We start from the raw sequence: 12,892 nt of genomic DNA, 5'->3' as shown, positions 1-12,892 counted from the left end.
AGAATCCTTTAGTTTTACCTATTTCGCAAGCTTTTTCAAGCTCTTTTCCTCGACGTCGCTCAACAGCCTCAAACACGGCAGATAGCCGTCATAAACGATCCCGTGCACTTCCACCCGTTTCTGCGACCGGAGCATGCCGATTAGATATTGCACCACCTCGGGCGTGATGGTCTGGCCTGGCACCAGCACGGGAATACCCGGCGGGTAAGGCGTGATCTGGTCCGCGCAAACCTTCCCTTTCAGGCTATCGTTTACCCGTTCCTGCTCGTCGAGCAACGGGACGATCTCGCCACCACAGTAAAAAGCATCCCGCGGCAGATACTTCAATTCGGTAAATCCCGGAAGCTCCGGGATCTGGTAGAGTCTGCGAGGCGCCCTGCCTTCGCGTGCAATGCGCATGAGAGCATCATAAAGACGTGACACCTTGCTGCGCGTGGTACCGATGGTCAGCAGCAGAGTGAGCGTATTGAAAGTGGATTTTTCCACCTGAATGTTATATCGCTCGAACAGTTCCCGGATCAGATCTTCCACGGTAAAGCCGCAGCGGGAGATATCAACCGTCACCTTGGTCGAATCGAGCTGGATATTGTCGTTCTTCACCTCGTCAGGCAACAGATCCGCCAGTTCCAGTACGCGAAACACGCCGGTCGAATTAATCTGCTCGCGCACTTCCTTCGCCAGCTCCAGCGTGCGCGACAGCAACTTGTATCCTTCCATCACCACCTGTTTGCGCGCCACGTCGAGGCTTGCAATCATGCTGTACTGCGGGCTGGTGGAAGTATGCATGTTGAAATTTTCCCGAAACAGATGCTCATTGAATTCGGGATCATTGATATGAATCATGCTGGACTGGGAAAAAGCCGACAGCACCTTGTGTGTACTTTGAGTAGCATAATCAGCGCCTGCTTCCAGGGCAGTGGGACGGAAAGCCGGATGAAAGCGGGCGAAGCCATACCAGGCTTCATCGATGATCACCTTGATGCCTTTGGCATGCGCGGCCTCGATGATCGGAGGCAGGTCATAGCGGAAACCATCGTAGGTACAACTCGTGAGTATGAGCGCCTGGGCATCGGGATGTTCTTCGATTGCCCTGAACAGTGTCTGTTTGGGCACCGGCCCATAAACCCCGAATTTCTTGTTTACAGAGGAGTTGAGATAGATTGGATGGGCGCCGGATAAGACGACCCCGTGATGAACCGATTTATGACAGTTCCGATCCAGCAGCAGCTTTTCGCCGGGGGCGAGCAACGTCTGGAATATTACCTTATTGGCGGTGGAGGTGCCGTTTGTGGCAAAAAAAGTGCGGCGGGCGCCAAACGCCTTTGCCGCAATCTTCTGTGCTTCCGCAATGACACCGGAAGGTTCCATGAGCGAATCGAGCATGGGCACTGATACCGACAGATCCGCCCTAAAAATATGCTCGCCGATAAACTGATAGAAATCACTAGCCCAGGGACTGTCCCGCAACGAATCGCCCGAAGAATGCCCCGGCGTATGCCAGGCATCCTTTGCCATCAATACATAATTTTTGAGCTGATCGTAAAAAGGCGTGCGCGCTTTTTCCTGAAGCTGCGCGTTCAAAATCCGGTACATGCCCCGGTAATCGCGCTCTTCCCGGTAGAAATAACCATCCACGGTTTCAGAAAACAGCGCATCCACCACCTCATCCTCTTTCTCCTGCGCGATCAGGATGTAGATATCCAGCTCGGGGCGAAAACGGGTTATTTCCTGCACCAGTTTCAGCGCCGTCATTTGCAGGATGCGGGAACCCTTCTCGCCATTTTTCAGCGTGTAGAGCGTGTCGTCCACCAGCACGGACTGAATGTCGCCATCATCCTGGATAGCCTGAAGTGCCTCACGCGCAGTAGTGACTCCTGAAAACATAATGCCCAGAGGGTTTTCAAGGGATTTGGCCGCGGCGTTCAATCCCTTTATCAGCTCCTTGAGTATCAGTTTTTCATCATTGATAACGAGAATCCTGCTTACCGGTCTCTTCATGAAATAAATGCTTTTGATATGGAAGTCGCTTTATGCGCCAAAATAAAGGGCATTGCAAGCATCTGCCAAGCTTTTTTGGCGAATTTGTAACGGATGAAACGGTCTATATTGAACAAATGAAACTGCTCATTCGAACTCTTTCTGCCGGTATCCTGGCGATACTGCTTCTGCTGCCGTCGGTTGTTCGAGCTTCCCCTGTCGTGGTGTTGAAAGTCGATGGTCCCATTGCTCCGGTCAGCGCCGATTTCATCCAGCGAGGCCTGGAACGCGCAGCGAACGAGAGCGCGCTGCTTGTGGTGTTACAACTGGACACGCCGGGAGGGCTCGACACTTCCATGCGGCGTATCATACGCGGTATCCTGGCTTCGCCCGTGCCCGTGGCAACCTTCGTGGCGCCGAGCGGGGCTCGGGCAGCCAGTGCCGGCACTTATATCCTTTATGCAAGCCATATCGCCGCGATGGCGCCGGGCACCAACCTGGGTGCCGCAACGCCAATAGAAATTGGCGGCTTGCCAGGATCAGAACCTGAACCCAGGGCCAAACCGAAATCAGGCGAGAACCGCGAGCAAAATCCGGAGAAAGAGGACAAGCTTCCCATAAAGGATGAAATGTCCCGCAAAATAGTTCATGACGCTGCGGCGTACATACGTGGCCTTGCGCAGATGCGCGGGCGTAATGTGGAATGGGCGGAAAGAGCCGTCCGCGAAGCAGTCAGCCTGTCGGCCTCCGAAGCGCTGAACCTCAAAGTCATCGATTATGTCGCTGCCGATATTGCGGATCTGTTAAAGCAGCTCGATGACAGGCAAGTGAACGTACTCGGCCAGGACCGTACACTCGATACCAGCTCCACCATCGTGGAAGTCGTAGAACCCGACTGGCACACGCAACTGCTCGCCATCATCACCAATCCAAGCGTTGCCTATGTCCTGATGCTTATCGGCATTTATGGACTGTTCTTCGAGTTTGCCAATCCCGGTTTTGTGCTGCCCGGTGTAGCAGGCGCCATCTGTCTGCTTATCGCCATGTATGCCTTCCAGTTACTGCCGGTAAGTTATGCCGGACTTGCCTTGATCCTGCTCGGTATCGGATTCATGGTAGCCGAAATGTTCTTGCCCAGCTTCGGCGCTCTCGGTATCGGCGGAATTATCGCTTTCGTCGTGGGCTCCCTGATGCTGATTGACAGCGATGTGCCCGGGTTCGGTATCCCCTGGCCGATCGTCGGCGGAGTAGCCTTCGCCAGCGCCCTCTTCCTGGTTTCCGTAATTGGCATGGCGCTCAAGACCCGCCAGAAACCGTTGGTGAGTGGCCAGGAGCATATAGTCGGCGCAGTGGGAGAAATGCTGGAAGACACTTCTGGCGAGGGCATGGCACGTATTCGCGGTGAGTTGTGGACCGTGCATTCCGCCCAACCACTGGTTCGGGGCCAGAAGGTGCGCGTGACAGGAATCGAAGGCCTCGTCCTGCACGTAATCGCAGCAGAAAAATAACCAGGAGACACTTATGCTCGCCAATTCGGTATTCGGCACGCTCGCCCTCATTCTTATCCTCGCGCTATTCTCGATATTCCGGATTTTGCGAGAATATGAACGCGGTGTCGTGTTCCTGCTCGGACGCTTCTATAAGGTGAAAGGCCCGGGTCTGATCATCATCATTCCCGGTATCCAGAAAATGGTGAAAGTTGACCTGCGTACCATAGTGATGGACGTACCGAGCCAGGATGTCATTTCACGCGACAACGTTTCGGTGAAAGTCAGTGCCGTGGTATATTTTCGTGTGGTGGATCCGCAAAAGTCCATCATCCAGGTGGAGAACTTTCTTGCCGCTACCGGTCAGTTCGCACAAACCACGTTGCGATCGGTATTAGGCAAGCACGAACTCGATGAAATGCTGGCTGAACGCGAGAAGCTCAACATGGATATCCAGAAGGTGCTGGATATTCAGACCGATGCCTGGGGTATCAAGGTCTCGAATGTCGAGATCAAGCATGTGGACATCGATGAATCAATGATACGGGCTATTGCCCGGCAGGCGGAGGCAGAACGCGAGCGCCGTGCCAAGGTGATTCACGCCGAGGGCGAGTTGCAGGCATCCGAGCAACTGATGCAGGCGGCAGAAACGCTGTCGCGGCAGGCTGGCGCTATGCAATTGCGCTACCTCCAGACACTCACGACAATCGCGGGCGACAAATCCAATACCGTTATTTTTCCAGTGCCGATGGACCTGGTATCGACGCTGACAGAGGCGACTAGGAACCGGAAGGCGAAAGCTCCTGACACCGAGGGACCAGAAGATGCCCCGATGCATGATTCCGCTGAATCTATGTAAGCGCCGCTAATGCCGACGCCAATGCGAACTCATCCAACCGAAACTCTTTCCTGCTCAAGCCGAAGACTTTTGCGTACCCATGTCATGGATCGGATTGTGCTAAACCATTGACAAAAGGAGCGCCAACAAAAAAGCCCGGGTGATTCCCGGGCTTTTTTGTTGGATCTGAACGATCAGGCCATCGCCTTGATGGCTGCCGAGAGACGGCTTTTATGACGGGCTGCTTTGTTCTTGTGAATGATTCCCTTGTCCGCAATCGAATCTATGGTACCGACAGACGCCTGATACGCGGCCTGGGCAGTATTTTTGTCGGCCGATCCGATCACCTTTCTTACATGCTTGATCGCTGTGCGCAACTCCGAGCGCAGACTCATGTTGCGGTTACGATGACTGATATTCTGTCTAGCACGTTTTCTTGCTTGTGCGCTGTTGGCCATGAAAATTCCTCGGATTACCCTTTACGGAAAATTTTCGAATGATACGGGTGTTTACGCCTGATTGCAAGAAAACTGCAACTCTATCTGTTGTTGCTAACCATTGCGGCATTTGTACCGATTTGCATCTGTCGAAGAGCGGCAGTGAAGAACGACTCATGGTGAAGCAACCCTAAACCTCAAGTATTCAGTTAACATACGCACCCATGAACCTGCTCAAAGCCCTTGTCACCGTCAGCGGGATGACGTTCATATCCCGCATTCTGGGATTTGCACGGGATGTCATCATTGCCCGCATTTTTGGGGCAGGCGTCGAAACCGACGCTTTTTTTGTGGCATTCCGCATCCCCAACCTGTTGCGCCGTCTGTTCGCCGAGGGCGCGTTTTCGCAGGCATTCGTACCCATACTTGGCGAATACAAGAATCGCCGCACAGCCGAAGATACGCGCGAACTGGTAAGTCATGTCGCAACACTGCTGTTCATTGCGTTATTTGCGGTCACGCTGGCAGGCGTTATTGCGGCGCCGCTGGTCATCTATGTAAGTGCGCCAGGATTCACGGCAAGCCCCGAGAAATTCGAGCTTACGGTGGAACTGCTGCGGATCACGTTTCCCTACATCCTGTTCATCTCGCTCGTGTCGCTGGCCGGCGGCATACTCAACACCTGGGGCAGATTTTCGGTGCCTGCGCTGACTCCGGCCCTGCTCAACCTGTCGTTTATCGGCTGTTCGCTATGGCTTGCGCCACTCATGGACCCGCCAGTGCTGGCGCTCGCGTGGGCGGTATTCATCGGGGGATTGCTCCAGCTTGCCTTCCAGGTACCGTTCCTCATGCGCCTCAAATTGATGCCGCGTCCGCGCCTGAAATCCCACGACAATGGCGCATGGCGCGTTCTCAAGCAAATGGGACCGGCGGTTTTCGGCATGTCCATCGGCCAGATCAGTCTGCTGATCAATACGATATTTGCTTCCTTTCTTGTCACAGGGAGCGTTTCCTGGCTTTATTACGCGGATCGGTTAATGGAGTTTCCCGCCGGTCTGCTGGGTGTTGCACTAGGTACAATCCTGCTGCCGTCCTTATCGCGGCACTACGCCGACAACAGCACGGATGAATATTCCCGCCTGCTCGACTGGGGTTTGCGCCTGACCATGCTGCTGACATTGCCCGCAGCGGTGGCGCTGGCGCTGCTTGCCACACCGCTTATCACGACACTGTTTCATCATGGCGAATTCTCGGCCAACGATGTCTGGATGACACGCAATGCCCTCATCGCGTACAGCGTGGGTCTGCTGGGGTTGATTCTGGTGAAAGTGCTGGCGCCCGGCTTCTACGCAAGGCAAAACATCAAGACCCCCGTAAAAATAGCCCTTATCACGCTTGTCGCGACCCAGTTGATGAATCTCGCCTTCATCATACCGCTGCAACACGCCGGGCTGGCGCTTGCCATTGGATTAGGCGCCTGTATCAATGCGAGCATGCTCTATTACAAATTACGGCGCCACCAGATTTATCAGCCTCAACCGGGATGGGGTATTTTTATGACAAAGATAGCGGTAGCCCTGGCGACGATGGGAACCATATTATGGTTTGCTTCAGGCAGCGATGTTTCGTGGCTGACGGATACGGCGGCGGTGCGAGGAGTACGGTTGGCAGGAGTCGTCATAATCGGTGCGGCAAGCTACTTTGTCACCTTATGGCTGCTCGGTTTTCGCCTTAAGGATTTCTCCCGGCGCGCTGCATAGGAAAAACAGCAGACTCTCAGACTTCATCCGGGAGTCCCGCTCTTTGGTCCGTAGGCAAGTTCAATTCAGCAGGATTCCGTGCGCCGCATGAACAGCGATGGAAATGCGAGTTCTTCGGATGTCAGATCGAACGACTGCCACTGATGGGATGTTCTAACGTACAAATTCCCAGGTCCGCAGCGAGTACGCCAAAAACTTTGCTTGTAAGGAACTCACAGATAGAGGCGTAATACTACTTGCCACATCAGCTCAAGTGAACCCCTTGCACGCGTTTCAGTTTGTCGCGCTGCACAAGCTCGATTTCTGTCATTTCATTTTCCTTGACCTTCAAGGCATTGGAAACATTGTGAACATCTCGTACCAGCTTGCGCAAACCATCCGGTTCCAGTGAAGCCGCATGGTCAGTTCCTTTCCATGTGCGATCCAAAGTGAAATGCCGTTCAACCCAGGATGCCCCCAAAACCACGGCAGCAATGTCAACGGCAATGCCGAGATGATGACCGGAAAATCCAATTTCCTTGACACGCGAGCCAAATCTCTCAATGAGAGTTCGTATCTCCAGCAGGCAGACTTGCTCAAAGGGGACGGGATATCCCGATGTGCATGCGTACAACACTACCCGGTCGGCAGCGCGGTACTTCTCCATCAAACGAACGATCTGTTCTTGTTCGGCAGGGGTAGTCATACCCACGGATATATGAATGTCTCCAGCATAATGGATCGCGAGATACTGGAGCATGGGAAAATTAAGATTGCACGCCGAGGGTATCTTGATGAACTTGGGATTGAGGCTGGCGATTCCTTTCGCCGAGGTAAGATCCCAGACAGATGTCGAATAGCCGATCTTGAACTCCTGGCACCATTGTTGTAATTGTTGGTGCTGGTCTATATCAAATTCCAGAAATTCGCGATGGGCACCATAACTTTCACCATAACTGTTTTGAGGATTTGGATGGCGTGCATTATATTCTTCAGGGGTAAGCAATTCCCTATTCGAACGCTTTTGAAACTTTACGATATCGCATTTTGCAAATGTGGCTGCAATCCCTATCATTTTTCGTGCAATCTCAATATCCCCTTTATGATTACAGCCTATTTCAGCAATGACTCTTGGTATCTTCATAAATAATATGATTTTATCCCTGACTCAAATCAATAAATATCAAGTCCCCGCGCTCATCGGCTGGGATCAGTATCCTAATCATGGAGGTTAGAAAAGTTTTTTGAAAAAAGACTTCAGAGAGCCGCTAACCCTGGATTTTGAACAGATGTTTTGAATATTGCTTAACGCGAATATTGTCGAAACGGTTCAATAAGCGGCCAAACTGTGCAATTTTCTTCTCAATCTCCGTGACAGAGATCTGGGGGAAGCGATGATCGTGATATGAAAGTCTGTTGGGGCCAGGGCGTCGCATATTCAGTTTCGTGACAGAAGCCTTTAATTTCGCGAACGCCCATCCTTGAGCATATGTTCCCACGGATGGCGCGGGTGGCTGGTTTTCAGCATAACCGCTATCCTCGAGGATATCGACAATACGCTCGCAAGCCAAACGCCCATTCCGGGCCGCCAGATAGTAATCGATGAGCGTCTTGCGTTCCTCGCCTCCAGGGGGACCGAGCTTACCCTCAAGAATTCGAGTCAAAGTGTTCTGTAATTCTTCAAAATTGAAGGACTGATAACTTAGCTTGGTGGGAAGACCCTGGAAGTCATGGTCGTAGAATTCATTGAATGTGGAAAGGTATGATATGGCCGGCACCCCCAGCGCATACGCCTCCAATCCCGTCGTACATCCGTTATGTACCATTGTCTTCGAAGCCAGAAGCCAGGGAATGACGTTACCTTCATTGATGACTTTGACCCGCTTGCATTTTGCGGCAATATCGTTGTACACCTTGAAATTTTCACTTGGATGCGGCCGGACCACGATCATCAGATGGGGGAAAGCCTGCTCGAGGGCCGGAATGAGCTGCTTGAAATCTTCGAGTATTGCTTGCTTATGATTCCAAAGTCCTTCGGCAAATTCGCAGCTCACTCCAATTCCGGCTTGGCCGCGTCGGGATGTCTTATGCCCGTCTTTTGTTGGCACGAATAGGCCAATACTGGGAATAAAGGGATTTACCTCAGTAAAATTGGTATTAACAAGAATGAAATCTCCGTAAAGTTTACGTAGTTTTTCTACCTCCGTATCGAAGTAGGGCCGCATTTCTGGCCGCAATATATCTCCGCGTGGATTTCCAGTAATGTGAATAGGTAGTCTTTTAGGCAGTTGCGGGTATTGCTGGAGCAAATCGAAGTTCTCCTGACCCCAAGCAAATATGTGGGACACATTACTGATCGTCGTCGGGGACAACCGCAGGTTGAAATAGGTTTCGGCCGGAGGATGAACCAATGCCTCTTCTTCCCATGCCACAATCTGATGCCCAAGCATGCGCAGAATCCTGAACATCGAATTGCTCAGGCTACGCATGCTTTTCGCTAAGTACACACCCCGTGGAAACGATGCCACTTCGAAATGAATGAACGCACGTGAGCCAATAATTACCGGAAAACCGCGCTCCGCAGCTACACAGGACAGCAGGAGCTTTCCGTCCAGCTCGCGAACCTGATTTTCGACAGGGATAATGAGAGTTGAAGCGAAATTTCTCATAGTGGATGATTTAGCTGATAAGCCAGTTTCCATTTAAGCAGAATTCAAGCTTCAACTTATTAAAGGGTCCAAGCGGTTCTTCCTGCAGCTCAAAATAATGAATATCTCCGAGCGGGTCATGCAGATAGGCCCAGTTTCGACGTAGATATGATTTCAAAAAACGAGCGTTAGCAGTTCTGCCGTCCACCAGAATAAGCGTGCCCGGTTCGAAAAAAAACTCAATTCTCAGAATATCTGCGGACATTGGCATTCTTGCTTTGCTATTCAACGAGAAACCATTTATTTCCTGTGTAGTAGCAAACTGGGAAGGGCCATCGAGATAAACAAAATCGGGGGATATGTTGGGTAGTTTTGAATATACGCTTGCAATTCTATTGTCATGAATCAGAACATCGACAGAGCTACGCGAAACGGTGGCAAATGTTTTAAGTTTTGATCCGAGTCTTAATTTGGTGATTTCTAGAAAACGCTGCTCTTCTTCCACGGCATACACATGAAAGGGATTATCGCTACGTATAGATTTCTTAGCCCAATTACCGAAGTATTTTTTAAGTATACGCATCGCATCAGCAAGGACCACTGTACTATAACCGCTGCCAAGCTCGAGAATGTTAATGACTTTACGATTTAACGCAATCCAGTGAAGGCGACACAAATCATCATATTCGGGTTCAAAGGGCGCTTCCTCAAACGGAGAGACCGATTTTTCAAGCGCAGAGTTTTTGCTCTCTGTTCGACCTGCTTCTAATGCTTTACACAACGTTCGCAGAGAGAATAAATCAACATATTCCTCGACTCGTTCGGGATCGTGAAAACATGGCAGTGAAAATCTTTTTAATGAATCCTCAACAACCTGAAACGACGGTGATAGAACAATATCGGAAACATTGGCTTGGTTAGCGGAAGGAGCCATAGCTACTTTATATTTGTTTACCCGTGGGATGGAAATGGTGCGGTTGATCGACACAATTTTTCTGTGAGTCAAGCCAAGAATTAGGTCTCGGCCAAGCTATTTTCAGGCATATATACTCGATCTTCTCAAGCAGAAAAATCTAATCGCATGAGATAGCGATCAGCGCATTCAAGAAGTCAAACTGCTTCAAAGCTCGGGACACCGTTACATAACTCCTTCCATTACAATTCCGATTCCAATGCCTACGTCCGATATCGGTTATCGGTGTTTTTAATAGCCATCAAAAGTATAAGGAGGGGATTCTGACATAACGATGTCGTAAGGATTACAAATCTGTAATGTTAGAGGGCCGATAAGGTACTCTTTCGAGCGCCGTCTGCAAGTGCATGCTGCGCCTCGACGGTACGCATCAGATTGAATGCCAGAAGTTTTCCCAGTCGCTGATTGCCCAGAGGCATGCCTTCCACCCGCTGGATAATGTCCAGATCGGGCGCCTTGTTGGCTTCCATGATGCACGGACCACTGTCGAGCAGAGCAACATCCCATCCAATGACAACCTGGTCGGAAAACGCGGCGCCATGCGCATATCGCACCAACTCGACCAACTCAAACCAGCACGGCAGCTTGCGACCCAGGATCTGCGCCCCGGTTTCTGAATGTTGCTCATACCATCCGTCGGCTGTAGCTCCCCAGGCCCCGCGCGTGCCCCTTCCCAGCGTACCGGTGGAAATGTCGACATTGGCTGCAATACCTCCAGCGTGAAAGTTATCGACGACGACCAGCTTGCTTCGCGCCATGCGAAAAGCCGCATTGGTCACTTCGAACTCCCCCTTTTCGTTACGGCATGTCATCACGCGAACGGTGGAAAGTGTTCCATTGGCCAGATCGGCAATCTCACGGTGATTCACGAGCCGCGGCTGTACCAGGAAAGCCCCATGCCGCGATGCGTGCCGCAGCCGCTCCAACACTTGCCTTCCGGTAGCAACCTCGCCGTCATTGCGCCGGAATTGCCCTGAACCGAGATAATCCCAGCGCGTGGCCTTTTTCCCGCCCTGACCGTGCACCGGCTTTATGAAGAGATCGCGCTCGGGTAATTCGGGCAGTGCCGGTAGTTCCGGCAAACCCCAATCAACCGCCGTAATCTTTTTCTGCGCCACATTAAAAAAAACGGGGGCAGTTGTGATCCCATGCTCGCGGCAGCGGGCCCGGAAGTGCGCCTTATCCTTTATGGAGCCGGTGCTGCGTTCCGTGGGAATAGGGAGACCACCGTTGTTATCGCGCAGGAAGCGATAGAGCCCCCCTTTCGTCTCAAGCCGGTTCAGATACTCCCCTGCATGCAGTCTCTTGTCATCGTCATGCAGTTCGAAGATGTAATACCATGGGGGTAGAATCGCAAAGCGTATCGCAAGCCCGATCTGCTCCCGGATCTGCCGGATCAACCCTTTCCCCGTCCGCTTCTTGATAGCGCGACCATTAATCGCTGTGAAAACCGCTACCAGCACAGCAAGTATGAACGGCACGAACGGCAGCGCCACGCGCATGATGATCCGATCGCCGAGTGCCTCCTTGCTCCAGACCTCGCGCTGAATGCAGCGGTGGATATACATTGCTGGCGAACCGTCATTCGGCAACCGGTCGAAGATCCATGCCGCACCGCTCAAATCCCGGGTTATTCTGTCAATAATCAAAGTCACTGGCGATTTTCACCGCCCTCCATAATGCGTTGCGGTAATCGGCTGCCTCGCTTCGGGTGCCAGAGCAAAAGTAGGATCTTGAAGCTCATGCAGTCAGATCAGCACGAAAATCTGCCGCACAGTCCTTGCGGGATAAAACCTTGGAGATGTTCCGTTTAAGTTGCTCTTGAGAAACATATCTCGAGCTTGACATTCCCCTTCTTTCCTTTCCAAAGCTTGCATCTAGTGCCGTGATCAACGTTGGTACGCCGACCAGATGTGCTTCTTCCCCGGCAGGCGCAATTATCTCATACAAGTGAATTGAGGTCTCGATAGCGCCAATCTTCGCTTCTCTGAAAGGAGCCTTGGCACGTGTAGCCGCAACCGTCTGCAATTTATGATCCGTGTTCATCATTGTTGGCTCTCTGTATCCAAATAAGGCTAACAGCACGAGTCGGTATTCTTGTCGCCAATAAACCCACTGAAGAATTCGAAGATTTGAATTTGAATCAGTACTGACCCTCGTCCTTCATGACAGCTGATCTAAATCAGAAGGTTAAAGGATCGATTAAATTCGTGAATTGTATCTATTGAGAAAATAAAGAGTGCCTTGCATCATACCTCCATTAAAAATTCAAGCTCATTTTTGTTCATGAATTTTTACCTCTTTACAATCTTCAAGTTCCTGCATCTTGCCACTACTGTTTTCAGGCTTTGCAGTATGAGGGAACCCAACTGCGCTGAATTATATGTGCAGGCAATTGATTAAAATCAAAGGTAATACTGTCCTTGATCATCCGGTTGACATTGAGCAACTGCCTGATTTCAGGAATATCATTAAAAAACAGCCTATAAAACGGCTCAAGCAATCCTTTCGATATTTTCATACCTATCGGCCCGATAAAATTTCTGCGCTGCCCCACATGCGCTACCTCATCAATGGTAATTTCATCCAACAGCTCTTTTACCACGGCAGCACCTAGCAGTGCTTTGATGGACAACAATGTCACTTCGACTTCCTCCATTGGGTTTCCGTGTTCAAGGAGCCATCGGCGGAGATTATAAAAAGGAAATCCTGACGAAATGATGTCGACGGCATTACAAATCTGTAATGTTCAGAAAACGTCTGAGGGTTAAAGACGGCAGGGATTGATGATGC

Annotated in this window: 11 protein-coding genes; 3 read left to right on the top strand and 8 right to left on the bottom strand. The window is 51.1% G+C overall.

All coding sequences use genetic code 11. The features are described from left to right. Positions 1-18: 18 nt before the first annotated feature. Entirely contained in the window at positions 19-1,998 is a 1,980-nt protein-coding gene (locus ACZ5BW_RS05485) for an aminotransferase class I/II-fold pyridoxal phosphate-dependent enzyme (protein ID WP_464543273.1), read from the bottom strand. A 32-nt stretch (positions 1,999-2,030) separates the two neighbouring features. On the opposite strand from ACZ5BW_RS05485, the gene ACZ5BW_RS05480 reads away from it, so the two are divergent. After that, positions 2,031-3,485 carry an NfeD family protein gene (locus ACZ5BW_RS05480; protein ID WP_464543272.1) on the top strand — a complete coding sequence of 485 codons (1,455 nt, stop codon included), beginning with the start codon at positions 2,031-2,033 and terminating at the stop codon, positions 3,483-3,485. A 13-nt stretch (positions 3,486-3,498) separates the two neighbouring features. Continuing rightward, positions 3,499-4,323: a slipin family protein gene (locus ACZ5BW_RS05475; RefSeq protein WP_464543271.1), complete on the top strand. Its 825-nt coding sequence runs from the start codon at positions 3,499-3,501 to the stop codon at positions 4,321-4,323. A 173-nt stretch (positions 4,324-4,496) separates the two neighbouring features. Here the strand turns inward: ACZ5BW_RS05475 and rpsT are convergent, their stop codons facing one another. Beyond that, complete coding sequence (rpsT, locus tag ACZ5BW_RS05470; protein WP_464543270.1) at positions 4,497-4,760, bottom strand: 30S ribosomal protein S20; 264 nt, start codon at positions 4,758-4,760, stop codon at positions 4,497-4,499. Between the two features lie 203 nt (positions 4,761-4,963). Between rpsT and murJ the strand changes: the two genes are divergently transcribed. Beyond that, on the top strand, positions 4,964-6,499 hold the full coding sequence (gene murJ, locus ACZ5BW_RS05465) for a murein biosynthesis integral membrane protein MurJ (protein WP_464543269.1): 1,536 nt from the start codon (positions 4,964-4,966) through the stop codon (positions 6,497-6,499). Positions 6,500-6,743: 244 nt separating this feature from the next. Here the strand turns inward: murJ and ACZ5BW_RS05460 are convergent, their stop codons facing one another. The 6 genes from ACZ5BW_RS05460 to ACZ5BW_RS05435 all read right to left on the bottom strand — a co-directional run bounded on the left by ACZ5BW_RS05460 (position 6,744) and on the right by ACZ5BW_RS05435 (position 12,758). Continuing rightward, the gene (locus tag ACZ5BW_RS05460) at positions 6,744-7,622 is read right to left on the bottom strand and encodes an N-acetylneuraminate synthase family protein (protein WP_464543268.1); all 879 of its coding nucleotides are present in this window, start codon (positions 7,620-7,622) and stop codon (positions 6,744-6,746) included. Positions 7,623-7,746: 124 nt separating this feature from the next. Then, positions 7,747-9,180 carry a surface carbohydrate biosynthesis protein gene (locus ACZ5BW_RS05455; RefSeq protein WP_464543267.1) on the bottom strand — a complete coding sequence of 478 codons (1,434 nt, stop codon included), beginning with the start codon at positions 9,178-9,180 and terminating at the stop codon, positions 7,747-7,749. Next, positions 9,158-10,114 carry a hypothetical protein gene (locus tag ACZ5BW_RS05450; RefSeq protein ID WP_464543266.1) on the bottom strand — a complete coding sequence of 319 codons (957 nt, stop codon included), beginning with the start codon at positions 10,112-10,114 and terminating at the stop codon, positions 9,158-9,160. The genes ACZ5BW_RS05455 and ACZ5BW_RS05450 overlap by 23 nt, the downstream gene beginning before the upstream one ends. A 287-nt stretch (positions 10,115-10,401) precedes the next feature. After that, on the bottom strand, positions 10,402-11,754 hold the full coding sequence (locus ACZ5BW_RS05445; protein WP_464543265.1) for a sugar-transfer associated ATP-grasp domain-containing protein: 1,353 nt from the start codon (positions 11,752-11,754) through the stop codon (positions 10,402-10,404). An 85-nt stretch (positions 11,755-11,839) separates the two neighbouring features. Beyond that, positions 11,840-12,148 carry a hypothetical protein gene (locus tag ACZ5BW_RS05440; RefSeq protein WP_464543264.1) on the bottom strand — a complete coding sequence of 103 codons (309 nt, stop codon included), beginning with the start codon at positions 12,146-12,148 and terminating at the stop codon, positions 11,840-11,842. Positions 12,149-12,440: 292 nt separating this feature from the next. Then, the gene (locus ACZ5BW_RS05435; RefSeq protein ID WP_464543263.1) at positions 12,441-12,758 is read right to left on the bottom strand and encodes a hypothetical protein; all 318 of its coding nucleotides are present in this window, start codon (positions 12,756-12,758) and stop codon (positions 12,441-12,443) included. Between the last annotated feature and the right edge of the window lie 134 nt (positions 12,759-12,892).

The organism is Nitrosospira sp. TNL300, from assembly GCF_055385915.1.
Note: the sequence above shows the minus strand (reverse complement) of the source record. Positions and strands in the feature narration are given on the sequence as shown.

What these genes read in the sequence shown, in the direction of transcription:
- ACZ5BW_RS05435 (WP_464543263.1), bottom strand. Translation starts at nt 12,758, where the DNA reads ATGGAGGAAGTCGAAGTGACATTGTTGTCCATCAAAGCACTGCTAGGT.
- ACZ5BW_RS05460 (WP_464543268.1), bottom strand. Translation starts at nt 7,622, where the DNA reads ATGAAGATACCAAGAGTCATTGCTGAAATAGGCTGTAATCATAAAGGG.
- ACZ5BW_RS05455 (WP_464543267.1), bottom strand. Translation starts at nt 9,180, where the DNA reads ATGGAAACTGGCTTATCAGCTAAATCATCCACTATGAGAAATTTCGCT.
- ACZ5BW_RS05480 (WP_464543272.1), top strand. Translation starts at nt 2,031, where the DNA reads ATGCGCCAAAATAAAGGGCATTGCAAGCATCTGCCAAGCTTTTTTGGC.
- ACZ5BW_RS05485 (WP_464543273.1), bottom strand. Translation starts at nt 1,998, where the DNA reads ATGAAGAGACCGGTAAGCAGGATTCTCGTTATCAATGATGAAAAACTG.
- ACZ5BW_RS05440 (WP_464543264.1), bottom strand. Translation starts at nt 12,148, where the DNA reads ATGATGAACACGGATCATAAATTGCAGACGGTTGCGGCTACACGTGCC.
- ACZ5BW_RS05475 (WP_464543271.1), top strand. Translation starts at nt 3,499, where the DNA reads ATGCTCGCCAATTCGGTATTCGGCACGCTCGCCCTCATTCTTATCCTC.
- rpsT (WP_464543270.1), bottom strand. Translation starts at nt 4,760, where the DNA reads ATGGCCAACAGCGCACAAGCAAGAAAACGTGCTAGACAGAATATCAGT.
- murJ (WP_464543269.1), top strand. Translation starts at nt 4,964, where the DNA reads ATGAACCTGCTCAAAGCCCTTGTCACCGTCAGCGGGATGACGTTCATA.